The following is a 21,719-nucleotide window of genomic DNA, read 5'->3' on the forward strand; positions in this document are numbered from 1 at the left end:
GGTCGACACCTCAGGCTTGGCGGCCGAGCCACTCCCGGTAGGCAGTGGGCGCGATGACGGCGTCGTCCTTGGCGATGAGGACGTCGTTGGGGGCGGCGGCGAACATGCCGGCGCTGTCGTCGGTGGTGACGGTGCGCGTGTCACCGCGGGCGGCGAGGGTGATCCGCCCCAGCTCGTCGAGGGCGAAGACGTCGGGCCCGGCGACGTTGCGGATGCCCTGCAACGGCGCGCCCATGCTGACCTCGGCGACGGCCTGCGCCACGTCGGCCGCGGCGATGGGCTGGACGGGAGCGCTGGGCAGCCGGACGGTGCTGTCGTCGGCCGTCCACGACATGATCGCCTCGACGAACTCGAAGAACTGGGTGGCGCGGACGATCGAGTACGGAATCGGACCGGCCGTGAGGATGTCCTCCTGGAGGGCCTTGGCGCGGTAGTAGTCCAGGTCGGGCACCTTGTCGACGCCGACGATGGAGAGGATCACCGCGTGGCCGACGCCCGCGCGAGCGGCGGCCGCCAGCAGGTTGTCCATGGTCGTCTGGAAGAAGGCGGGCGAGGCCTCGTCGAAGGTCGGCGAGTTCGTCAGGTTGACGACGACCTCGGCGCCGGAGAGCCCGTCGGACAGGCCCTGCCCGGTGAGCAGGTCCACACCGGTGGACGGGGAGAGCGGCACCGCCTCATGCCCCGTGGCCTGCAAGATCTTGACGACCTGTGACCCGATAAGACCGGTTCCGCCCAGTACGGCGATCTTCATGCCCATGCACCTTCCCGTGACTGTGTGGTCCGACTGCTGAGGTTCAGCCGATACTCGGACCTTCCTTGTCCGGGAACTATACTCGGACATAATGAGTCCGGGTAATGGGGTGGCTAGGGTGAGGTCATGAAGATGTCCGGCGGGGTCGAGTGGGCGCTGCACTGCTGCGTGGTGCTCACGACCAGCCACACGCCCGTTCCGGCGGCCAAACTGGCGGAACTGCACGACGTCTCCAGCAGCTACCTCGCCAAGCAACTCCAGGCGCTGGCCCGCGCCGGCCTGATCCACTCCGTGCAGGGCAAGTCGGGCGGCTACGTGCTGACCCGCGCGCCGGAGAGCATCACCCTGCTCGACGTGGTCCGGGCCATCGACGGGCCCGGCCCGTCCTTCGTCTGCACGGAGATCCGCCAGCGCGGCCCCTTCGCGACCCCGGCCGACGCCTGCACCACGCCGTGTCCGGTGTCCCGCGCCATGTGGGCGGCCGAGGACGCGTGGCACCAGGCGCTCGCCGCGGTCACGATCGCCGATCTCGCCCGTGACGTCGACGCCACCTCCGGCCCCGAGGCGCTGGTCGGCATCCAGGCCTGGCTGACCGGCGGAGCCTGAACCGCACCGGCAGACCCGGGTGAACACGATCAGCCGGTGTGGCGTACCTCGGTGTCCCAGATCTGCGCCCACGGACGCCGCAGCCCCCGGCACACGTGGATCGGGCCGCCGTTCTCGTCGTTCTCCACCTCGACGCGCTGGTCCACCTGCCCGGCGAGCGTGCACTCCTCGAACCAGGCGTTCAGCTGGTCGGGGCGCTCCCAGCCGACAGCGATGACCACGTCCGCGTCGGCGGCCGGCCGACCGAAGTCGACCATGCTGTTGTGCCCGGAGTACGCCCGGGGCAGACCACGGGCCGGCCCGTAGCGGGCCACCGCACCGGCCTCGCCGTAGTTGCCGGTGAGGACGACCGCCCGCGAACGCTCCTGCGGCGGCAGTCCGCGATGGACGGCGGCGAGAGAGTCGGCGAACTCCGGCCAACCGATCGTCTCGCCGGCGTCGTAGTTGACATCGACCACGAAACCGGGCAGCCGGTCGGCCGGCAGCACCGGCAGCAGCAGCACGACGTTGGGCAGCAGGAACGGCACCACGCCCAACGCGAGCAACCCCCGACGCCACCAGAGCGACCCGCGCGAGGCCCACGCCACGGTGACCAGCGCGCCGGCGGCGGTGAGGACCAGCAACAGCGGCGCGTCGTAGTAACCCTTGCCGCCGGCGATCAACACGATGCCGACCACCACCAGCCACGTCCAGCCCACCGCCCGGTAGGCCCGCCAGGCCGGCCGGCGCAGCAGCGCGACGAGGCCGGCGATCCAGATCGGTACGGCGTACGGGCTGATGATGACGAAATGGAGGGTGAACGCCTCGAACCGACCACTGTAGGAGCTGTCGCCGTCGGAGATGGACCCGGCTACACCGAGCTGCGGGAAATCGTTGGTCGCCTGCCAGATCAGGTTCGGTGCGGCCAGCAGCACGGTGATCCCGGCCGCGGCGAGCACCCACCGGTCGCGCAGCAGCCGGCGCGGCCCGGCGATGAGCACCCCGGCGACCAGGCCGACGGCCAGCAGCGCCGGCAGCAGCTTGCTGAGCATGCCCACACCGAGCGCCAGCCCGATGCCCAGCGCCCAGCGGCTGTCACCGGTGCGGAGCAACCGCACCGCACACCACGCAGCGACCAACCAGACCAGAAGGTCGACGGTGGTGGTGCTGAGCAGGTGGCCACTGGCGAGCACGATGCCGGAGAGCGCGGCGAGCACCGCCGCGAAGAGCTGCGCGCCCCGGCCGGCGCCCAACTCCCGGGCGATGGCGGCGACCAGCAGCACCGCGCCGCCGGCCAGCAACGCCGACGGGGTACGCAGCACCACCAGGTTGCCCGGCGCGATCGTGTCGAGCAGCCGGGCCAGCGCCGGGACCAGTGGCCCCTGATCGACGTAGCCCCAGTCGAGGTGCCGGCCGGCGAGCAGGAAGTACAGCTCGTCGCGGTGGTAGCCGTAACGGCCCGCGAGTAGCAGGAGCGTCACTGTGGTAGCGGCGGCCACCAGCCACGGGCCACGCGTTCGCGCGCTCGGCTCCGGTGGCACCGCCGACGGCGGCGTCCGGGTCGGCCGCTGAGGTCGGTCGATCTCGATCGCGGGCTCGCTCACCCGCTCATGATGACCGGCGCAGTGGCCGCGCGGGTGCCCGTACGGCGTTCGGCACAGTCCCGAATGCGGGTGGTCGGGACGGGTGCGAAGATCGGCTTAGTCACTCGGACCGAAAGGACGATATGCGCTATCGCACTCTGGGCAGCACCGGAACCGTGGTGTCGACCCTGTGTCTGGGCACGATGACCTTCGGCGCGGAGACCGACGAGGCCGGCAGCTTCGCCCAACTGGACCGGTTCGTCGAGGCCGGTGGCACCTTCATCGACACCGCTGACGTCTACTCCACCGGCATCTCGGAGGACATCATCGGTCGCTGGTTGCGCAGCCGACCCGCCGTGCGTGACCGCCTGGTGATCGCCACCAAGGGGCGGTTCCCGATGGCTCCTGGGGCCAACGACGCCGGCCTGTCCCGGGTGCACCTCACCCGCGCCCTGGACGCCAGCCTGCGCCGACTGGGCGTCGAGGCCGTCGACCTGTACCAGGCGCACGCCTGGGATCCGCTGACCCCGCTGCCGGAGACGCTGCGGTTCTTCGACGACGCGGTCAGCGCCGGCAAGATCCGCTACGCGGGGGTCAGCAACTTCACCGGCTGGCAGTTGCAGAAGGCCGCCCTGCTCACCCAGCACCTCAACCTCACCCCGATCGTGACCCTGCAACCGCAGTACAACCTGCTGGCCCGGGAGATCGAGTTCGAGTTGGTGCCGGTCTGCGAGAACGAGGGCATCGGCATCCTGCCGTGGTCACCGCTGGGCGGCGGGTGGCTGACCGGCAAGTACCAGCGCGACAGCACGCCAACCGGCGCGACGCGGCTCGGCGAGAACCCGCAGCGCGGCGTCGAGGCGTACGCGGGTCGCAACGCCGAGGAACGCACCTGGCGGGTGCTCGACGCGGTCCGCCAGATCGCCGAGGACCGGGGCGTGTCCATGTCGGCGGTGTCGCTGGCCTGGCTGGCGGCCCGACCGGCGGTCACCTCGGTGATCCTCGGCGCGCGAACCACCGAGCAGCTCGACGACAACCTGACCGCCGCCGACCTGGTCCTTGACGCCGAGCAGATGCGGTTGCTGGACGAGGCGAGCGCCCCGCTGGTGGGCGACTACCCGTACGGCGGCGCGGGTGTGCGCCAGCGCGCCCGTGACCTGCCGACCGGGTCATGACCGCGTTCCCCGAGCCCACCAACCCGGCCGGCAGCCGCACCGAGGTCTTCCTGCGCTACCTGGACTACTTCCGGGAGTCCGTGGTGGACAAGGTGTCCGCGCTGGCCGAGCCGGAGCTGCGGCGCAGCCGGCTGCCGTCCGGGTGGACCCCACTGGAACTGCTCACACACCTGCGCCACGTCGAGCTGCGCTGGATCGAGTGGGGTTTCCAGGGCCGGGACGTCGCCGAGCCGTGGGGCGACCGCCGCGACGACCGCTGGTACGTCGGCCCCGACGAGACCCGCGCGGATCTGGTGGCGGCGCTGCGGGCGCAGGGCGCGCACACCACGGCGGTGGTGACGGCGCACGACCTGGCCGATATCGGTGCGCCGGGCCCGCGCTGGAGAGGCGCGGACCCGGCGTCGCTGGAGCGGGTGCTGTTCCACCTGGTGCAGGAGTATGCCCGCCACCTGGGTCACCTGGACGTGGTCGCCGAACTCGCGGGCGGCCCGACCGGAGAGTGAGGCCGCCGGCTCGATAATGGGCTGATGCCGCTGCTCGTCGCACCAGCCCTGCCCGCCGGGAGCCTCGCCGCCCAGGAGCAACCCCACCTTCCGGTACGCCCAGGGTTGGCCCTGCGGCCGTGGCGCGACGACGACGCCCCGGCCGTCCGGGCCGCCTTCGACTGTCCGGCGATCCAGCGATGGCACGTGCGCCGTCTCGACAGTGGCGATGAGGCGCTGGCGTGGACGGCGCAGTGGGCCCGCCGTTGGCACGACGAGACGGCCGCCAGTTGGGCCGTCGCCGACGCCGACGACCGGACCGTCGGTCAGATCGGGTTGCGTGGTGTGCTGTTGACCGAGGCGTCGGCGCAGCTGTCGTACTGGTTGTTGCCCGCCGCGCGTGGTCGGGGCATCGCCACCGAGGCGCTGGGGGCACTGACCCGGTGGAGTTTCACGCGGGCCGGTCTGCACCGACTGGCCCTGGAGCACTCGACGGTCAATGCGGCGTCGTGCCGGGTGGCCACGCGGGCCGGCTTTCCGGTGGAGGGTGTGCTCCGGGGGTCGGTTCGCCACGCCGACGGCTGGCACGACATGCACCTGCACGCACGGCTACGCACCGACGCCTGATCCGATCAGATGGGCGGCCCGGATGGTGTCGGCGTCGCGCCGTCGGCGTCGGCGCGTCGCATCGCCCGTGGCAGTCGCAGCGCGACGACGCCGGTGGCCACCAGGCCGCCGACGCCCGCGACCATCAGGGTCACCGGGGCGGAGGTGGCGTCCAGCAGGACACCGCCGGCGAGGTAGGACGTCGCGGCGGCGACCCCGATCGCGCCGTACAGATTGCCGAAGACCCTGCCGAGCATGCCCGCTGGCACCGTGCGTTGCAGCAGCGTGCTGGAGGCCACGTCCATGGCCGCCAACCCGAACCCACGGACGGCTTGCAGGCCGATCGCGGCGGCGACGGCCCAGGCGAGCCCGGTCAGCAGGTTGCCGACACTGCTGACGGCGAAGCCCGCGATCAGCAGCAGCGGCATCGACGCCCGGGTGCCCCACCTGGACAACATGGCGTAACCGGCCACCAGTCCGACACCGACCGCCCCCAGCAGCAGCCCGACAGCGGATTCACCGACGTGGAAGGTCTCCTGGGCCAGCAGCACCAGGGCCACGTCGTCGACCCCGTTGAAGGCGACCACCGCAGTGAAGCCAAGGAAGATCACCCGCACCGTCGGAACACTCAACAGATAACCGATGCCCGCTCTGGCCTGTCGCAGCAGGGACGGCTGGCGCCCGTCGCCGGTTGCCGCCGGAAGTGAGGGGAGCGTCGCGAGCAGCACGGCCGACACCAGGAACGACACGGCGTCGACGAGCAGCACACCACGCAAGCCGACCAACGGGAACAGGGCCGCGGCGAGCAGGGGACCGACCGCCTCTGCGGCATTGGAGCCGAACCCGAGGGTGGAGTTGGCGGTCTCCAGGTCACGGTCACCGACCAGTGCCGGCACCGCCGCCCGGGACGCCGGTTGGAAGAGCTGCGACGCTGTGGCCCGAACCGCGACGAGAGCCAGCAGCATCGGCAGCGAGGGCATTGTCAGCACGATGACCAGCAGGACCACAGCTTGGATGAGTTCGCAGACGACCATCAACCGTCGGAGATTGAGCCGATCAGCGAGGGCGCCGGTGAAGGGACCCAACAGGGATGGGGCGAAATCTCCGACAAGGAGCAGCAGCGCGACTGCCAGTCCCTTACCCGTCGTCTCGGCGACGTGGAAGATCAGCGCGACGAGGCTGAGTGAATCGCCCGCGTACGAGACGAGCCTCGCCGAGAAGAGGGCTCGAAATGGCCTGTTGCGGCGAAGCAGCTGGGTGGGACGCAACGGCGCAGCGTCTGCCGTGGCGGTGGCTGCGCCGGACATCTCGAACTTCCCCTGTCGCTGAGGGCTGCGGTGCGGCGTCGTGCTGCCGATACCCGGGACGGGTTAACCAGCCTGTGGGTGAAGGTAGCCATCGAAGCGTCGGTGAGCGCGGTATTTACGGTTGTCGGGGAGCTGCGGCTCGCGCCGGTGGTCCGGGGTGGGGGTCGCAGCTGGTGGTCGGCCGGCTGTCAGTAGGGGCAGGTACGCCCGTCGCGCATCATCTGCGCGTACTCGGCGCCGGTGATGCGCAGCCGGTCGGTCTTCGTGCCGTCCTTGGCCCGACAACCGTCGATCGGGTTGAGGTAGACCCCGGCGTAGGCCGAGTCGTCGGCGCGCCCGGTTACCTCGAACGGTTTGTCGCCGGGTGCCGAGATCATCATTGTCTGGCGTCGTCCGTCGGCGAGGTAGTCCAGCTCCAGTCGCCATCGGCAGTGCTGCTTCGCGCTGAGCGCTCGTACCTGGATGACGTTCTTCTCACCCTTGGGCGGGGTGATCTTGTGGGTGGAGAAGAACGGGGCACCGGCGTCCTCGCCATCCGGGTCGTCGACGAGCATGCGGGGATTTGGTCGATCCACATGTGTCACGAGGACGACCTTCTGGGAGGCGCCCTGGGAGCGGTTGGGCTCCCGGATCCCGGTGAGCGGGGGCGGCAGGGCTCGACGAGAACGGGCCGGAGGTCGACAGTCTCGGCGGCCTCGTCTCGGGTGCCGACGAGGGTGATCTCCCAGGTGCTCCGTTCGATGTCGACAGCGCCGGCCTCGACGGTCGGATCGTCCGGCCGCTTGGCGTCCAGGCGTGCCAGGTCGGCGCCGGCGGGGTAGACGTAGTCGAGCGCACCCTCCTGCGGGTAGGGAACGTGCTTCAGGTCCAGGACGACGACAGGCCCCCGCCCGGCCAGCTGCTCGGCCAGCTCGTTCGCGGGCTTCCACTGGTTGATCGCGCCGAGAACGACGGCGCCGAGCCAGGCGGCGCCGGCACCGACCACGATCGTCAGCAGCCAGGTGACGGGGCGTTTCCACCAGGCGACGGTTGCCGGCGCGGGGGCCGCCTTACGGCGACGTGGGCGCTTGTCACGCGGGCTCATGGACCGGAGTCTCCTGCGTATCGGTGGACGTGTCGGTGTCGAGGAGCCGACGGGCCAGCAGCACGGGCAGCGCGACGAGCCAACCCCAGGCCGCGCCGAACCGCAGCGAGGAGGTCAATTGCGCGCTCAGGGACTCCCAGGGCGCGCAGCCGGTGGGGGAGTCCGAGATGGCGCAGCCGACGAGGACATCGGACGTCGCGGTCAGCGCGCACGTCGACAGCGCGGCACGGGCGCAGATCCTCGATCAAACGTCGGATCTTGTTAGCCTGGAACGACGGTGGGAGCGTATTCGCGGCGAGGCCCTGCCCCGAGGGCGTTCGTTGGACCTTCTCAGAGAAGCGGCAGCATCATGGACATGACCGGCGCGCGGTGGCGGAAGAGCACGAAGAGCGGCGGCAACGGCGGTGACTGCGTCGAGGTTGCCGACAACCTTCCGGGCGTGGTCCTGGTCCGTGACACGAAGGACCGCGACGGCGGCACGCTGACGTTCAGCCCGCAGTCGTGGCGTGGCTTCGTCGCGATGGCCCGCGACACCGACTGACCGACCACTGCGTACAAAGGCTCCCGGCTGACGCCGGGAGCCTTTGTCGTGGGCCGGGTATGACGAGCGCCCACGGCGGGCGGGTGATTGAGGAAACCACCCGCACCGCCGTTTCTCGTCGAGGGTCGCCGGGGCTATCCGGCGACGAGTTGGGCGGACGCTTCGCGGACCGGGGTCGTGCCGGTCGGCCGGCGCAGTCGTAGCAGGGCGACGGTGCGGGCACCGAGCACGCCGAGGTTCATCGCCGCGGCGACCGCCGTCCAGGTCACCCACGCCACCGAGAAGTAGCCGAGTTGGACATAACTGATGTCACGCCCGCCTCCGTAGAGGAGGCCGATCAGATCGGGCAGCGCCACCAACAGGGCAAGAGGTACGAGTCGGGGCAGGAGTCGCACCGCTGCTCGCCATGCGGGCCGGGTGGCCTGCTGCGTCGCCCACGCTTGCGAGCGCCGCAGGTTACGGACGCCGAGGAACAGGCTCAACAGGGTCAGCCCGGCAAGCGTCAGGTCGATGACCAGTCGTATCGGGGTGCCATCGGACGGTGTGGCGCCTTCCACGAGGCTGGCCAGCCCGTTTGCCAGTTGATCGGTTCCCTCGTTGCCGATGCCGATGCCGCTGTTGCCGATGACCGCGATGCCGTAGCCGGACGGGAGCAGGAGCTGGCTGGAGGTGTAGGTGAACCACACACCGTTGTGGCGGACCCGACCTTCCTGATCGGTGTTCCAGCCCATCCCGTAGGTCCAGCGTGGGTCCGACGAGGTGTGCATTGCCGCGATACTCGCGGCCGAGACCAGGCGCGTGCCGTTGGCGGCCTGGCCCGCGTTGTTCTGGACGATCAGCCACTGCGCCATGTCCTGGGCCGTGGTGATGATGCCGTCGGAGCCCTCGACGAACCGCTTCGGCTCGCTGACGGGAATCGCCGCCCCGTATGCGTAGATGTGCCCCGCACGCACATCGTCGGGCAGATCGCGAGGGGTCAGGTCGATCGTGGTGCTCGCCCGCATGCCGAGCGGTTCCAACACCTGACGTCGCAGGTACTGCGCGAACGGCTCACCCGCGACGACCTCGACCAGCCGTGCGGCGAGGTGATAGTTCGTGTTCGTATAAATGTGCTTGGTGCCAGGTTCGACGGCGAGCGTCGCGGCGCGGGCCCGCACGACGGCATCCGCCAGCGAGTCCGGCTGCGGCAGGCTCTTCTCGGGAAGCGTCCGGTCGGAGATTCCGGAGGTCTGGTTCAACAACTGCCGGACGGTGATTCGCGCCCCCTGGGCAGCGGCGATCCGAAAGTCGGGTAGGTAGTCACGCACCGGGGCGTCCAACGTCACCTTCCCGGCCTCCACCAACTGCATCACCGCGAGCGCGGTGAACGACTTGCTGACCGACGCCGCCGGCATCGGCGTCGTCGCGGTCACCGCCGCACCGGACGAATCGCGGCCGTACCCGCCGACGTGAACCACCTGATCGCCCTTGGTGATCGTGACCGCGATGCCTGGATAACCCCCCTGGTCGGCGAAGTCGGTCACCAACCGCTCGACCGCCGCCAGATCCAGCTCGTCGCTCGCGAACGCTGGGCCGGGCGCGGCGAGCGCGACCAGCCCCACCGTCGCCGCAACCACCACAACACGCCACCACACTCTGACCTGCCGCACGTCGTACCCCGATCATCTCGTTGACGCCCGCCAGGTTAGGAATTCCGGCTCCTCCCACACAGGACCCGAACGACAGGCACCACCCCCGACCTTCGTCAGGTGCGACCGGACGTGGCGGCGGCTTCCACCACCGGCGTCCGTGTCCTGATCAACGGACGGCGGCGGGGTCGGCCGGTTGCGGTTGCGGGGTCGCCGGCCAGGTGAGACGGCGTACGCCGGGAACGAGCGCGGTGCCCGCGCAGGAGGCGAGTACCAGCAGGCCGGCGACGGCCAGCGGCACGGGTGCGCCGAACGCGTCGGCGGCCAACGGCGCCAGCGCGTAGCCCAGCGGCATGGCGCCCAGCGACACCAGCCAGTCGTACGAGGTGACCCGGGCCAGGACCTCCGGCGGGAAGTGGTGCTGCACGACGGTCTCCCACACCGGGTTGAGGTAGCCGAGGGCGGTCAGCGCCACCGCGTAGGCGGCGATCACCGCGGGGGCGGGCGCGGCGACGGCGAGCAGGAACAGCGGCGCGGCGTAGCAGGCCAGCCCAAGGTTGGCCAGCAGCACCGGCCGGTGCAGCCGGATCCGGCCGGCCAGCAGCGATCCGGTGAGCATCCCGATCGCGCCGGCCTGCAACAGCAGCACCCAGGTCGTCTCGCCGCCCAGGCGGTCGATGGCGACGGCCGGCCCGAGGGTCATCAGCACGGCGGCGGCGCCGTTCCACACGCCGTGCCCGAGCAGGCTGGTCCAAAACCAGTCGCGCGCGCGTACCTCGCCGAAGCCGTGTCGCAGGTCGGCGAGGACGGAACGGCGGGGCACCGGCACGTGGCGGACCCGCACCAGCGCGAGCAGCGCGGCGCTGAGCGCGAACGACGCGCCGTCCAGAATGAACGCCCAGCCCGGCCCGGCGGCCCAGATCAGCGCGCCGGCCAGCGCGGGACCGGCGAGGCGGCTGGTGTTGGCGGTGATCCCCATCAGGGCGTTGGCCCGCTGCCGGTTGGCCGGTTCGATGGTGCCGGCGACCAGCGGGGACGCGGTCGGAATGGCGAACGCCGAGGCGGTGCCGCCGAGTGCGGACGCCACCACCACTGTGGTCAGTGACGGGTCGCCGCCGAGCAACTCCACGCCGACCGCGAGCTGCGTCGCGCAGCGGACCAGGTCGGCCAGGAGGGCGACCCGGCGGGCGTCGAACCGGTCGGCCACCACACCGCCGAACGGCAGCAGGACCAGCCGGGGGACGACCGCCGCGGCGAGGACGACGGCCAGCGCGCCGGTGGAGCCGGTGGCCCGCAGCACCGCCAGCGCCAGTGCGGCGGGCACCACCGCGTCGCCGAGGGCGGAGATGGTGCGGCCCAGGAACAGCAGTCGGAAGGAGTGGTCGCGCAGTGGGTGAGCCATGACCACAACATACTTCGACGTCGAATATTTCGGCAATGAATATTTCGGTGCTGAGGTAAGCTGGCACGGTGACCACCACTCCGGACGCCGTCGACCGGCACATCGAGCGCTGGCTGCCCGTGGTGCCCGACCTCGACGCAGACGTCGAGGGGGCGGTGACCAGGATGATCCGACTGACCCGGCATCTGCGGGCCGTCAAGGAGCGGGTCCTGGTCGACCTCGACCTGCCGGCCCACGAGTACGACACCCTGCACGCCCTGGCCGGTCGCGGTGGCCGGGCCGCACCCTCCGACCTCGCCGCGGACCTCACGATGGCCCCCGCCTCGATCACCGCGCGGGTGGACGCGCTGCTGCGGCGGGGCTTCGTCCGCCGGATTCCGTCGACAGTCGACCGTCGACGCGTCGACGTGGAACTCACCGAGGCGGGTCAGGCCGCGTGGCGCGGGGCGATGGAGGTCCAGGGCGCCGAGGAGCACCGCCTGCTCGGTGCGCTCACCACGACCGAGCGGCGACACCTCTCCGACCTGCTACGCCGGGTGCTGCTCGTCGCCGAGCAGCCGCGGAGCGCGCCGCAGGCCGACTGAGCGGACTGCCGACCGACTGGGCGGGCTGGAAATCGCCTGGCGGTCCGCGTACCGCTGATGCGAGGGTGACCGGCGTGACTACGCATGCGCTGGCCGGGGCCCTGGCCGACGACGGACGGCGACGGATCTTCGCGGCGATCGTGCTGGGTGCGACAAGCGCGACCGAGGTCGCCGAGCGGACCGGCCTGCCGGCGCGGGGGGTGCTCACCGGGGTCCGCCGGCTCCACGACGCGGGCCTCGTCACCGGCGCGGACGGCGCGCTCGCGGCCGACGAGGCGTCGCTGCGGGCCACCGCGCGTGACAGCCGCCCGGCCGACGACGCCGAACCCGGTCTCGACCCGGTGCTGCGGACCTTCCTGCGCGCGGGCGCCCTGGTGGGCCTGCCGGCGCAGCGGGGCCGGCGGCGGGTCCTGCTCGCGCACATCGCCGAGCAGTCGTTCGCGCCGGGCACCCGTTATCCGGAGCGGGCCGTCGACGACGCGCTCAAGCCGTGGTGCGCCGCAGGAGGGTCGGATCACGCGACGCTGCGCCGGTATCTGATCGACGAGCAGTTGCTCACCCGCGAGCACGGCATCTACCAGCGGCTCTGATCGTCGGTCGCGCGAACCGTCTCGTTGCGGAGGATCTTGCTAGCCTCGGCGCATGACCTCCTGCACGCCCTCCGATGGCCCGCCGGACCTGTTGTTCCTGCTCTCCTGGGCGAGTCACGCGTTGCAGACCGAGCACGCCGCCGGGCTGGCCGAGCTGGGCATCTCGCCGCGGGCGCACTACGTGCTGGCGCAGGCCCACACCGGTGAGCTGACCCAGCGGGAGATCGGCGAGCGGTGCGGCGTGGACAAGACCACGATGGTCGTGACGCTCGACCAGCTGGAGCGGGCCGGGCTGGCCGAGCGCCGCCCGGTGCCGACGGACCGACGGGCCCGGATGGTCGCTGTGACTCCTGCGGGGGAGCAGGTGCTGCGGCAAGCGCAGCAGGTGGTCCGGCGCATCCAGGAGGACCTGCTGGCCACCCTGCCCGAGCAGGACCGGGAGGTGTTCCTGCGGGCTCTCCTGGGGCTGGTGGGCGGACCACTGGCCAACACCTCCCCGTACGCGCCGGGGGCCCGCTCCGGCTGTTAGTTCCGAGAAAGATAGTTCCGAACAAGACTATCTGTTACGGTCGTACTCGTTCGTTTCCCCTGAACGAGGAGCCGTCATGAGTGCTGCGACCGTCACGACCCCCGCCCTCTCACCACTGCGCCGCCGCGCCCTCGGCGTCGCCGCCGCCGTCGCGGCACCCCTGGCCATCTGGGTGATCGGCGCGCTGGCCGGAGTCGACTACACGGTCGAGAGCCCGGGCCAGCCCGCCACTGTGATCGGGGCCGGCGCGATCGTCATGATCGCCCTGGGAGCCGCCCTGCTCGGCTGGGCGGCTCTGGCGCTGCTGGAGCGGTTCGCCAGCCGGGTCGCCCGACCGGTCTGGATCTCGCTGGCCATCGTCGTGACGGTGCTGTCCTTCGTCCCGGTGCTCAGCGTCGAGGCCACCGGCGGCGCCAAGCTGGCCCTCGGCGCGACGCACGTGGCAGTGGCTGTCGCGTTGATCGCCCTGCTGCCCCGCCCCCGCCGATAAGCGGCTGACATTTTCCCGCCCACCTCGTGTCGCGCTGACCACGGGGTGGGCGAAATCCTCGGGAGTTGATGCGCCGAGGTTGCTAACATCGCCGTCATGGCACGAGGTATCTGGTCGCAGAAGGTTCGCTCCGCCCGCTGACGGCGGCGCCCTTCCTCTGCTGAATTCGCGCTCGCCGTCCCGGTTCCCGCCGGGCGGCCGTCAGCTGCTGCCCGGCTCCATCGCGAGCTGCGGAGCACCGTTGAACCTCACCCCGAACCCCGAAACCACGTCCCGGCCCGTCGAGGCCGGAAGCGCACACGTGCGCGCCACCGACGTCACAGTGACCCGCGGGTCCCGTCGCGTCCTGACCGACGTCTCGATCACCGTCTCCGCCCGGTCGCGGGTGGCCGTCGTCGGCGAGAACGGCCGCGGCAAGACGACACTGCTGCACGTCCTCGCCGGGCTGATCACGCCGGACGACGGCACCGTGCAGCGGGCCGGCACGATCGGTCTGGCCCGCCAGGAGCTGCCCGCCCGCGACGGCGAGACGGTCGGCACCCTCACGTCCGAGGCGCTGGCCGCGTCGCTCGCCGCCCTCGCCGCGCTGGACGAGGCGACCCTCGCGCTGGCCGCTGGCGATCGGAGCGCCGAGGACCGCTACGCCGCCGCGCTCGACGCGGCTACCCGGCTCGACGCGTGGGACGCCGAGCGCCGCGTCGACGTGGCGCTGGAGGCCCTCGACGCCTGCACCGACCGCGACCGTCCCCTGGCGACACTGTCGGTGGGGCAGCGCTACCGGGTGCGGCTGGCATGCCTGCTCGGCGCGCGCCACGACGTGCTGCTGCTCGACGAACCGACCAACCACCTCGACGCCGACGGCCTGGACTTCCTGACCCGCCGGCTCCGTGAGCACGACGGCGGTCTCGCGATCGTCAGCCACGACAGGGCGCTGTTGCGTGACGTCGCGGACCGGTTCCTCGACCTCGACCCCACCCACGACGCGAAGGCACGGCTCTACGCCGGTGGTTATGACGCCTGGCAGGACGCCCGGCGACGTGAGCGGGAGCACTGGGAGCAGGAGTACGAGCAGCAGCAGGCCGAGCGTCGACGACTCCAGGACGCGGTGTCGAAGGCCCGCGACCGGCTCTCCACCGGCTGGCGGCCCGACAAGGGGACCGGCAAGCACCAACGCCAGTCCCGCGCGCCGGGCGTCGTGCAGGCCCTGAATCGGCAGCAGGACGCGCTCCAGGCACACCGGATCGACGTACCGAAACCACCGCCGACGCTGCGGGTGCCGGACTTCGGCGTGCGGCAGGGCGCGCCGCAGGTACGGGCGCAGGGCGTCGCCGTCGACGGGCGGCTCGCCGGCCCGGTCGACCTCACCATCGACGGCGGTGAGCGGCTGCTCGTCACCGGGCCCAACGGCGCCGGGAAGTCCACACTGCTCGCGGTGCTCGCCGGGGCGCTCGAACCCACCGACGGATACGCCTGGACGGCGAGGGAGGCCCGGGTCGCCCGGCTCACCCAGGAGACCGCCGGGCAGGCCCCCGACCTCACCGCCGACGAGGTGTACGCCCGGCAGGTGGGACGACTGGTGTCGCGTGGGATGCTGCCCGCCGCCGAGGCCGTGTCGCTCGGATCGCTCGGGCTGCTGGACTCCGCCGCGACGCGTACGCCCGTCGGGCGGATGTCGCAGGGGCAGCAGCGCCGCCTCGACCTGGCGCTGGCGCTGGCCGGGCGGCCCACACTGATCCTCCTCGACGAGCCGACCAACCACCTGTCGTCGACCCTCGCTGACGAGCTGACCGCCGCGATCCGCGCGACGAGCGCCGCCGTCGTCGTCGCCACCCACGACCGGCAGTTGCTGCGGGACCTGGCCGGCTGGCCGCTGCTGCGCATCGGCGAGCCGGCGACACCGGGTACGCGCACCCGGGCGACCGGATAAAACCGTTGACCGGGCGGTGATGATCAACAGGTGACCATTACCGCCCGGTCCGCCTGGACGACCAACACCAGCCGGCCCGACCACCCCGACGCGGTGCTGCTGCTGCGTGAGTACATGACCGAGATGGTGGTTCGCTATCACCGTCGCCCGGCCCTGCCCGGCGAGGTCGACGCGGCCCTGGCCGAGTTGCCCAGCGACGACCTGGCCGCGCCGAGCGGGCTGCTCCTGCTCACCCATCGCGGCCCCGACCTGGCCGGCTGCGCAGGGCTGCGCTGGCACCCGGGCTGGGCCGAGCTGACCCGGGTGTTCATCCGCTCCGAGCATCGCGGCGCCGGTGGGGGCGCCGCGCTGCTGGCCGCCGTCGAGGAGCGGGCGCGCGCGGCCGGGGCGGACCGGATCCGGCTCGACACCCGGCACGACCTGGTCGAGGCCCGCGCCCTGTACGCCCGGCACGGCTACGCCGAGATCCCGGCGTACTCGCAGGGCCCCTACGCCGAACACTGGTTTGAAAAGCGGCTGTCCTGAGCAGTTGACGTCGGCGCGATGCGTACCGACCCGTTCCGCGAGATCGACCGGCTCGCCGAGCAGTTCGGTCGCCGAGCGCGCCAAGCCCCGCCGGGTGACCATCCAGGCCAACGGCGCCGCCCGCCGAGAGATCAACGCCTGATCCGACACGGTGACGGATGGGATCGGCGCGCCTGCACGCCGATCCCACCCGAGGCTGAGAGCCTTTTTCACATGGTGTTCTCCGACGCTCCGGTGCTCGCCCGCCCGTCCGCGCCACCGGCGCTGCCGAGCGGGCCGGTCGAGGTCACCGAGGCGTGGCTGCGTAACCGGCGGCTGTCCGAGCACACTCGCGACGCCTACCGACGTGACGTCACCGGCTGGCTCAACTGGTGCGCCGGGCGTGACCTGGACCCGCTGCGGGCCACGTTCCTGCACGTCAACGAGTACGCCCGCGCGCTGGAGAGCAGCGTCGGCGCGCGCAGCGGCCGCCCACTGACCCCGGCGACCGTCGCACGCCGACTCTCGGCGCTGTCCAGTTGGTACGACTTCCTGGTCAAACTGGGCGCAGTGCCGGCCAACCCGGTCTCCGGCGCCGACCGCCCCCGCGTCGACCGGGACCACTCCGCCACCGTCGGGCTTACCCCCGAGGAAGTGGACGCCCTGCTCAGCGCCGCCGACGCGGACACCGGCGCGACCGCCGTACGCAACCGGGCGGCGCTCGCGCTCCTCGCCGACCTGGGTCTGCGGGTCGGGGAGCTGATCTCGCTGGACCTGACCGACCTCGGCACCGAACGCGGTCACCGCAGCGTGCGCTTCGTCGGCAAGGGCGGCAAACAACGTCGCCGCGCCCTCACCCCCGGCACCGGGCACGCCCTGGACGCCTACCTGGCCCAGCGGGCCGCCGCCACCGGCGTGCCGGTGCCGCAGCTCACCGGCCCCTTGCTGGTCACCGCCAGCGGTGCCCGACTGGACCGGCACTCGGTGTTCCGGATGGTCCGTCGGCTGGCCCGCGCCGCCGGCATACCGGCCTGGGCGAAGCTGTCCCCACACTCGCTGCGGCACGCCTTCGCCACCACGGCCCGCTCGGAGGGCGTGCCGTTGGAGGACGTGCAGGACGCCATGGGGCACGCCGACCCGCGCACCACCCGCCGCTACGACCGGGACCGGCACAACCTCGACCGCGACCCGGCCTACGCGGTGTGGGCGGCCCGGTCACGTCGCCGCGGCTGAGTGCTACAGACCCGACACCGGGTTGTCGATCAGTCGAGGACCGCAGTGGCTTCGACCTCGACGAGGAGGTCAGGCTCGCCCAGGGCACTGACACCCAGCAGCGTGATGGGCTTGACCAGGTCAACTCCCAGCTTCGCACCCGCCCGGGCGACGCCTTCGCCCAACAGGGGCATCTTGTCGGGCGACCAGTCGACGACGTAGATGGTCAGTTTCGCCACGTCGCCGAAGGACCCACCGATCTCGGCCAGGGCGGTGCCAATGTTGAGATAGCTCTGCTCGACCTGGGCGGCGAGGTCTCCGTCGCCGACTTTGCGCCCTTCGGCGTCGCGGGCCACCTGACCGGCGAGGAAGACCAGCTTGGACCCGGTTGCGATCGACAACTGACGGTAGACGTCCGGCTTCGGTAGCCCGTCCGGATTGACGAGAGTGATGGCCATGCTGACTCCTTTTGTCGTTGCGCCGGGCCGTCTCAGCTCTGCGGGCGGGGGCAGATGCAGAACGGCTGCCCGATCGGGTCGAGAAACACCACCCACCGCTCACCACCGGGCTGGAAGGCCGGCTTCGACGCGCCCGCGGCGACGAACTTCTCCTCCGCCGTCGCCAGGTCGTCGACGTAGAGATCCAGGTGGTAGCGCTGGTCGCCAGCCGGGTCCGGCCAGGAGGGCGGTCGGTAACCCTCGACCAGCCCGAAGCCGATGGAGACGCCACCGGAGCTGATCATCGCGTACTCCGGTTGGCTGTGGGTGACCTCCCAGCCCAGCGCCTCGTGGTAGAACGCGGCGTGGCCGGCGGGATCGGAACTGTCGAGGTTGACCATCGCGAGGTCGGCAGAAGCTGTCACGTCGGCAGTATGCCGCCGAGGCCCGACAACTCCGGCCCTCCGACACTCGCCGCGGCCGAGTGTCGGGCCCCCGCCCTACGGTCGGCGGATGAGACACGGTCTGGAGATTTCCTGCGGCGGGGCATCGGTCGCGGTGTCCACCCTGGTCGAGTTGGGTGAGCTGGCCGAGCGCGCCGACTGGGACGGCGTGTTCCTGGAGGACTATCTGATCCACTATTCCGGCGACGAGCCGTTCACCTACGACCCGTGGCTGGTCCTCGCCGCGATCGCCGGGCGCACCGGCCGGGTACGACTGGGCACCACTGTCACCGCGCTGCCCCGGCGACGCCCGGCGAAGTTGGCGCGGGAGGTCCTCACCCTCGACCACCTCAGCGCGGGCCGGGCCACAGTGGCCGTCGGTGTCGGCGACCCCGGCGACCGGGGTCTGGCCGCCTTCGGTGAGCAGACCGAGGTGTCCGTGCGGGCCGCGATGCTCGACGAGGGTCTCGACCTGCTGACCGGGCTGCTCAGCGGTGAGCGGGTCAGCCACCAGGGCACCCACTACCGCGCCGACGGGGTGTCGCTGCGGCCCGCGTCGGTGCAGTCCCCGCGGGTGCCGGTCTGGGTCGGCGGGAGCACCCAGGCCGGGGCGGTGCGCCGCCGGGCCGCCCGCGCCGACGGCATCGTGCCGTACAAACTCACCGACACCGACGGGTGGTCCGACTTCACCCCCGACGAGGTACACGACCTGGCGAACGCCCTGCCATCGACGCGCGCCGACGGTCAGCCGTTCGACGTGGCGGTCGGCGGCCGGCGGCGCCGTTCCGACGAGCGCACCGAACGGGCCTACCTCGGTGAGCTGGCCGCCGCCGGCGCCACCTGGTGGCTGGAGTTCGTCCCGGCCGGCGACCCGGCGACGATGCGGGCAGCCGTTGCCCGAGGCCCTCTGCGCTGACCCGGGGTCAGGGGGTGTCGAGGGGCCAGAACGTCCTACGGGCCGTGCCGTCGCGGCAGATCAGCCCGGCGCCGACCCGTCGGCAGTCGGTCACACCTGCCGGGAGCACCGCGGACACCCGATGACCGTCGCGTCCCACCGTCGCAACGAGGGAGCGCCTGCCGTCCGCCGCCATGCCCAGCACCACCAAAGGTTCCGTGGCGACCCGTGGGCCCCCCACGGTGCGCCAGCGCGCCCCGGCCGGCCACGTCCACACCCGCGCACCGGTGCCCGCGTCGATAGCCCAGCGTCCGTGCTCGTCCTGACCGCAGATCAGGCCCTGGCAGGGCCGCAGCGTCAACTCACCCGGCTGCGCCGGCGCCCGCCAGCGCGGAACCAGCCCAGGTAGGTCGTAGCCGGTCAGCGCCACCGCGGCGCCGTTCGGGTGGCGCAGCACCAGGTGCGCGCCGACGACCTGCGGATTGTCCGGGCCGTAGTCGGCCGGCGGAAGCTGTCCCCGCCCACGTTCGGTGCCGTCACGGGCGTCGAGCAGCCGGACCAGCCCGTCGTCCTGCACCAGCAGCACCCTCCCGGGCAGGCCGGGCAGCGCCCGCAGCACCGCCGTGGAGGGCAGCGGGACCGACCACCGGGTCGCGCCGGTGGCCGGGTCGACGCCGTGCACAGTGCCCTCGACCCGCCGTCCCGGTTCGGCGGCGCTGCGCACCTCCCTCACCGCGACCGCCTCGTTCCCGGCCGCGTACACCCGCTCGGGTCGCCGCCACAACGGCTGGCCGGTACGCAACGACCTCGCCGTGGTCACCCGCGCCCCGAGCGCCTGGTCGCGCTCGACCAGCAGCAACAGGTCACCAGCGACCTCGGCGGACCACCCGGCGGCGGGCGGCACGGTGACCCGCCACCGCGGCGGTCCGTTCGGCGCAGCCGAGTCGTAGGCGCTCAGCGTCGGCGGGTTCGGGTCGGGGTCGACGACCAGCAGCAGCGGCCCCGCGCCGAGCACTGTCGCCCGGGCGGGCACCGCGGGCCCGACCTGCGGCGTCAGGCCCGCGGCCGGCGCGGCGCCGCCAAGCAGGACACAGGCCGCCACCAGTGCCGCCACCCGCCACCGGCGGGACACCTGCGGCGGTGGCCCGCGCCCCTCCAGGGGCGCGCCCCGGTCGTCACCCAGCTCGATCAGCACCGACATGCGCGCCCACCTGTCCGCTCGCGTCGGCCGGTCAGCAGAGCAGGTCGAGGTGGTGGTGGGCGTCCTCGGCGATCTCCTCGTGCCGCAGCCAGCGGCGCGCCCACAGCCGGGCGGCCAACTCCGCCTGCTCGTCCCCCCACGCGGCGTGCTCGACGAGCAACGCGGTGGTCAGCGCGTACGCCAGGCGCAACGCCAGACCGCGGGCGCCCGCGAGCACCGCCGACGCACCCGGGTCGACGGTCACCGCGGTGATGGTCTCCGCCAACTGGGCGGCGGCGGCGGCAAGGGTGTCGGCCAGCACCGGCGACAGCGGCCGCGCCAGGTCGACGGCGGCGGCCAGCCGGCTCAGCAGCGGCGCCCCGGCGTCCTCCCGGGTCAACGCGCGCAGCACGTCCAGGGCCAGCACATTGGTGGTGCCCTCCCAGATGGGCAGCACCTGGGCGTCGCGCAGCAGCCGGGGCACGCCGGTGTCCTCCACGTAGCCGGCCCCGCCGAAGCTCTCCACGTACTCGCTGGCGGAGCTGACGGCGAGCCGTCCGGTGGCCAACTTCGCCAACGGCGCCACGATGCGCAACTCCGCCGCGGCCTCCGGGTCGGCGCCGACCTCGACCCGCCCGAGCAGGGCGAAGGCGTGCCCGGCGAGGGCGAACGCGCCCGCCGCGTCGACCGCGAGGGTGCCCAGGGTGGCCCGGTGCAGGGGCGAGGACACCAACGGGCCGCCGGCGACGTGCCGCACCTCGGCGTACGCGCGGGCGTAGGCGAGACCCCGTCGCATCCCACCGGCCGCCGCCGCGGCGTTGTGCACCCGGGTCACCACGACCAGGGTCATCGCCCGGACCAGACCGGGCACCGCCGGGTCACCCAGCGGAAGGGCGTACGCGTCGCTCAGGCCGATCTCGGCGGTGGGCAGCGCCCGGGTGCCCAACTTGTCCTTGAGCCGGTGCACCGTGACACCCGGTGCGGGTGCGCCCGGCGCCGCGCCGTCGGCCAACGGTGAGTCGACCGCGTACCGGGGAACGAGGAACGGGGCGAGCACCCGGCTGCCCCGCCCGGCGCCCTCCGGCCGGGCCAGCGCCACCGCCATCGCCGCGTCGGCGGCGGAGCAAAACCACTTTTCCCCGGTCAGCCGCCACGAACCGTCCGCAGCGGGTCGGCCGAGCGTGCCGGAGCGGCCCAGATCGGAGCCACCCTGCGACTCGGTCATCCACTGCCCGCTGGTGATCGCCGTGGCCGGGTCCGTGGAGACCAGCCGGGGCAGCCACGCGTCGCGGACCGTGGCGTCGACGTCGGGCATGCTGAGCAGCGCCGCCGCCCCGTCGGCCATCGCCACCGGGCAGGAGAACGTCGCCGACTCCGGCCCGTACAGGTGCAGCAGGGCGTGTTGCACCACCCGCGCGGCGGCACCCCAGGTGCCCCGGGCGTCCGGCAGGTAGGGCAGCGCGACCACGGCGTGTCGGGCGGCGGCGGCGCGTTGCGCCTGCCAACCGGCGGAGGTGTCGATGCGGTCGATCCGGGCACCCCACGGGTCGTAGCGGACCAGCGTCGGCGGGTGCGCCTCCGCGTCGGCGTGCGCCGCACGCAGCGGGCCGGTGACGTCGGCGGCCAGGTCCGCGAGACGGCCCTTCGCGGCGGCGTGCCCGCCCGGGCCGAGGTGACGCTCCAGCCAGGACCGCAGCAGGCCATCGCCGGCGTACGGGTCGACGGGGGGTGGTACCGGCTGCACGAAGCGGCTCATCAATCGGCTCCTGGCAATGCTCGGGGGT

The 21,719-nt window shown here is 72.4% G+C and carries 26 protein-coding genes and 1 pseudogene; 15 read left to right on the forward strand and 12 right to left on the reverse strand.

Annotated elements, in window-relative coordinates; translation table 11 throughout:
* Positions 1-10 precede the first annotated feature (10 nt).
* The gene (locus tag ACLJOK_RS10255) at positions 11-751 is read right to left on the reverse strand and encodes an SDR family oxidoreductase (RefSeq protein WP_410817883.1); all 741 of its coding nucleotides are present in this window, start codon (positions 749-751) and stop codon (positions 11-13) included.
* Between the two features lie 126 nt (positions 752-877).
* Between ACLJOK_RS10255 and ACLJOK_RS10260 the strand changes: the two genes are divergently transcribed.
* A complete protein-coding gene (locus ACLJOK_RS10260; protein WP_410817885.1) occupies positions 878-1,357 on the forward strand; it encodes an RrF2 family transcriptional regulator in 480 nt (159 codons plus the stop codon).
* Positions 1,358-1,386: 29 nt separating this feature from the next.
* On the opposite strand, the gene ACLJOK_RS10265 is transcribed toward ACLJOK_RS10260, so the two are convergent.
* Positions 1,387-2,940: an ArnT family glycosyltransferase gene (locus ACLJOK_RS10265; RefSeq protein ID WP_410817886.1), complete on the reverse strand. Its 1,554-nt coding sequence runs from the start codon at positions 2,938-2,940 to the stop codon at positions 1,387-1,389.
* A gap of 122 nt (positions 2,941-3,062) precedes the next feature.
* Here ACLJOK_RS10265 and ACLJOK_RS10270 point away from each other — a divergent pair, with 122 nt between their 5' ends.
* From ACLJOK_RS10270 to ACLJOK_RS10280, 3 genes are read left to right on the forward strand one after another with little or no spacing between them, the layout of a single operon-like run.
* On the forward strand, positions 3,063-4,094 hold the full coding sequence (locus tag ACLJOK_RS10270) for an aldo/keto reductase (protein ID WP_410817887.1): 1,032 nt from the start codon (positions 3,063-3,065) through the stop codon (positions 4,092-4,094).
* Positions 4,091-4,597 (forward strand): DUF664 domain-containing protein, encoded by a 507-nt coding sequence (locus ACLJOK_RS10275; protein WP_410817889.1) that lies wholly within the window; start codon positions 4,091-4,093, stop codon positions 4,595-4,597. The genes ACLJOK_RS10270 and ACLJOK_RS10275 overlap by 4 nt, the downstream gene beginning before the upstream one ends.
* A 24-nt stretch (positions 4,598-4,621) precedes the next feature.
* Complete coding sequence (locus tag ACLJOK_RS10280) at positions 4,622-5,203, forward strand: GNAT family N-acetyltransferase (protein ID WP_410817890.1); 582 nt, start codon at positions 4,622-4,624, stop codon at positions 5,201-5,203.
* 5 nt (positions 5,204-5,208) lie between these two features.
* Here the strand turns inward: ACLJOK_RS10280 and ACLJOK_RS10285 are convergent, their stop codons facing one another.
* The 4 genes from ACLJOK_RS10285 to ACLJOK_RS10300 all read right to left on the reverse strand — a co-directional run bounded on the left by ACLJOK_RS10285 (position 5,209) and on the right by ACLJOK_RS10300 (position 7,691).
* The gene (locus tag ACLJOK_RS10285) at positions 5,209-6,450 is read right to left on the reverse strand and encodes an MFS transporter (RefSeq protein ID WP_410817892.1); all 1,242 of its coding nucleotides are present in this window, start codon (positions 6,448-6,450) and stop codon (positions 5,209-5,211) included.
* Between the two features lie 227 nt (positions 6,451-6,677).
* Complete coding sequence (locus ACLJOK_RS10290) at positions 6,678-7,043, reverse strand: hypothetical protein (RefSeq protein WP_410817893.1); 366 nt, start codon at positions 7,041-7,043, stop codon at positions 6,678-6,680.
* Between the two features lie 26 nt (positions 7,044-7,069).
* Positions 7,070-7,573, reverse strand: coding sequence for a hypothetical protein (locus ACLJOK_RS10295; protein WP_410817894.1), 504 nt, complete (start codon positions 7,571-7,573; stop codon positions 7,070-7,072).
* Positions 7,560-7,691, reverse strand: coding sequence for a hypothetical protein (locus ACLJOK_RS10300; protein WP_410819377.1), 132 nt, complete (start codon positions 7,689-7,691; stop codon positions 7,560-7,562). The genes ACLJOK_RS10295 and ACLJOK_RS10300 overlap by 14 nt, the downstream gene beginning before the upstream one ends.
* Positions 7,692-7,779: 88 nt before the next feature.
* On the opposite strand from ACLJOK_RS10300, the pseudogene ACLJOK_RS10305 reads away from it, so the two are divergent.
* Together ACLJOK_RS10305 and ACLJOK_RS10310 are read left to right on the forward strand one after the other, a co-directional pair.
* Positions 7,780-7,932: pseudogene (locus tag ACLJOK_RS10305) on the forward strand (XRE family transcriptional regulator); the annotation flags it as partial.
* Positions 7,923-8,114 (forward strand): DUF397 domain-containing protein, encoded by a 192-nt coding sequence (locus ACLJOK_RS10310; protein WP_410817896.1) that lies wholly within the window; start codon positions 7,923-7,925, stop codon positions 8,112-8,114. The pseudogene ACLJOK_RS10305 and the gene ACLJOK_RS10310, both read left to right, overlap by 10 nt.
* A 134-nt stretch (positions 8,115-8,248) precedes the next feature.
* On the opposite strand, the gene ACLJOK_RS10315 is transcribed toward ACLJOK_RS10310, so the two are convergent.
* Positions 8,249-9,733: a serine hydrolase domain-containing protein gene (locus ACLJOK_RS10315; RefSeq protein WP_410817897.1), complete on the reverse strand. Its 1,485-nt coding sequence runs from the start codon at positions 9,731-9,733 to the stop codon at positions 8,249-8,251.
* A gap of 178 nt (positions 9,734-9,911) precedes the next feature.
* Positions 9,912-11,144 (reverse strand): MFS transporter, encoded by a 1,233-nt coding sequence (locus ACLJOK_RS10320; protein WP_410817899.1) that lies wholly within the window; start codon positions 11,142-11,144, stop codon positions 9,912-9,914.
* A 68-nt stretch (positions 11,145-11,212) separates the two neighbouring features.
* Here ACLJOK_RS10320 and ACLJOK_RS10325 point away from each other — a divergent pair, with 68 nt between their 5' ends.
* The 8 genes from ACLJOK_RS10325 to ACLJOK_RS10360 all read left to right on the forward strand — a co-directional run bounded on the left by ACLJOK_RS10325 (position 11,213) and on the right by ACLJOK_RS10360 (position 17,001).
* Positions 11,213-11,728 (forward strand): MarR family winged helix-turn-helix transcriptional regulator, encoded by a 516-nt coding sequence (locus ACLJOK_RS10325; protein WP_410817900.1) that lies wholly within the window; start codon positions 11,213-11,215, stop codon positions 11,726-11,728.
* A gap of 74 nt (positions 11,729-11,802) precedes the next feature.
* Entirely contained in the window at positions 11,803-12,318 is a 516-nt protein-coding gene (locus tag ACLJOK_RS10330) for a DUF2087 domain-containing protein (RefSeq protein WP_410817902.1), read from the forward strand.
* Between the two features lie 52 nt (positions 12,319-12,370).
* Positions 12,371-12,847, forward strand: a complete 477-nt coding sequence (locus ACLJOK_RS10335) for a MarR family winged helix-turn-helix transcriptional regulator (protein WP_410817903.1) — start codon at positions 12,371-12,373, stop codon at positions 12,845-12,847.
* Positions 12,848-12,923: 76 nt separating this feature from the next.
* Positions 12,924-13,337: a DUF6069 family protein gene (locus tag ACLJOK_RS10340; protein WP_410817905.1), complete on the forward strand. Its 414-nt coding sequence runs from the start codon at positions 12,924-12,926 to the stop codon at positions 13,335-13,337.
* 241 nt (positions 13,338-13,578) lie between these two features.
* The gene (locus tag ACLJOK_RS10345) at positions 13,579-15,264 is read left to right on the forward strand and encodes an ABC-F family ATP-binding cassette domain-containing protein (RefSeq protein ID WP_410817907.1); all 1,686 of its coding nucleotides are present in this window, start codon (positions 13,579-13,581) and stop codon (positions 15,262-15,264) included.
* A 30-nt stretch (positions 15,265-15,294) separates the two neighbouring features.
* A complete protein-coding gene (locus tag ACLJOK_RS10350) occupies positions 15,295-15,789 on the forward strand; it encodes a GNAT family N-acetyltransferase (RefSeq protein ID WP_410817908.1) in 495 nt (164 codons plus the stop codon).
* Positions 15,790-15,793: 4 nt separating this feature from the next.
* Positions 15,794-15,931 (forward strand): hypothetical protein, encoded by a 138-nt coding sequence (locus ACLJOK_RS10355; protein WP_410817909.1) that lies wholly within the window; start codon positions 15,794-15,796, stop codon positions 15,929-15,931.
* Positions 15,932-16,002: 71 nt separating this feature from the next.
* Positions 16,003-17,001, forward strand: a complete 999-nt coding sequence (locus ACLJOK_RS10360) for a tyrosine-type recombinase/integrase (protein WP_410817911.1) — start codon at positions 16,003-16,005, stop codon at positions 16,999-17,001.
* Positions 17,002-17,030: 29 nt separating this feature from the next.
* On the opposite strand, the gene ACLJOK_RS10365 is transcribed toward ACLJOK_RS10360, so the two are convergent.
* Positions 17,031-17,438, reverse strand: a complete 408-nt coding sequence (locus ACLJOK_RS10365) for a RidA family protein (protein WP_410817913.1) — start codon at positions 17,436-17,438, stop codon at positions 17,031-17,033.
* Positions 17,439-17,470: 32 nt separating this feature from the next.
* Positions 17,471-17,842, reverse strand: coding sequence for a VOC family protein (locus ACLJOK_RS10370; RefSeq protein ID WP_410817915.1), 372 nt, complete (start codon positions 17,840-17,842; stop codon positions 17,471-17,473).
* An 88-nt stretch (positions 17,843-17,930) separates the two neighbouring features.
* Here ACLJOK_RS10370 and ACLJOK_RS10375 point away from each other — a divergent pair, with 88 nt between their 5' ends.
* Positions 17,931-18,776, forward strand: a complete 846-nt coding sequence (locus tag ACLJOK_RS10375) for an LLM class flavin-dependent oxidoreductase (protein WP_410817917.1) — start codon at positions 17,931-17,933, stop codon at positions 18,774-18,776.
* A gap of 7 nt (positions 18,777-18,783) precedes the next feature.
* On the opposite strand, the gene ACLJOK_RS10380 is transcribed toward ACLJOK_RS10375, so the two are convergent.
* Complete coding sequence (locus ACLJOK_RS10380) at positions 18,784-19,956, reverse strand: PQQ-binding-like beta-propeller repeat protein (RefSeq protein WP_410817919.1); 1,173 nt, start codon at positions 19,954-19,956, stop codon at positions 18,784-18,786.
* 31 nt (positions 19,957-19,987) lie between these two features.
* A complete protein-coding gene (locus tag ACLJOK_RS10385; RefSeq protein WP_410817921.1) occupies positions 19,988-21,691 on the reverse strand; it encodes an acyl-CoA dehydrogenase family protein in 1,704 nt (567 codons plus the stop codon).
* Positions 21,692-21,719: the final 28 nt, after the last annotated feature.

The organism is Micromonospora sp. 050-3 (assembly GCF_046549335.1).
GTDB lineage: Bacteria > Actinomycetota > Actinomycetes > Mycobacteriales > Micromonosporaceae > Micromonospora > Micromonospora trifolii.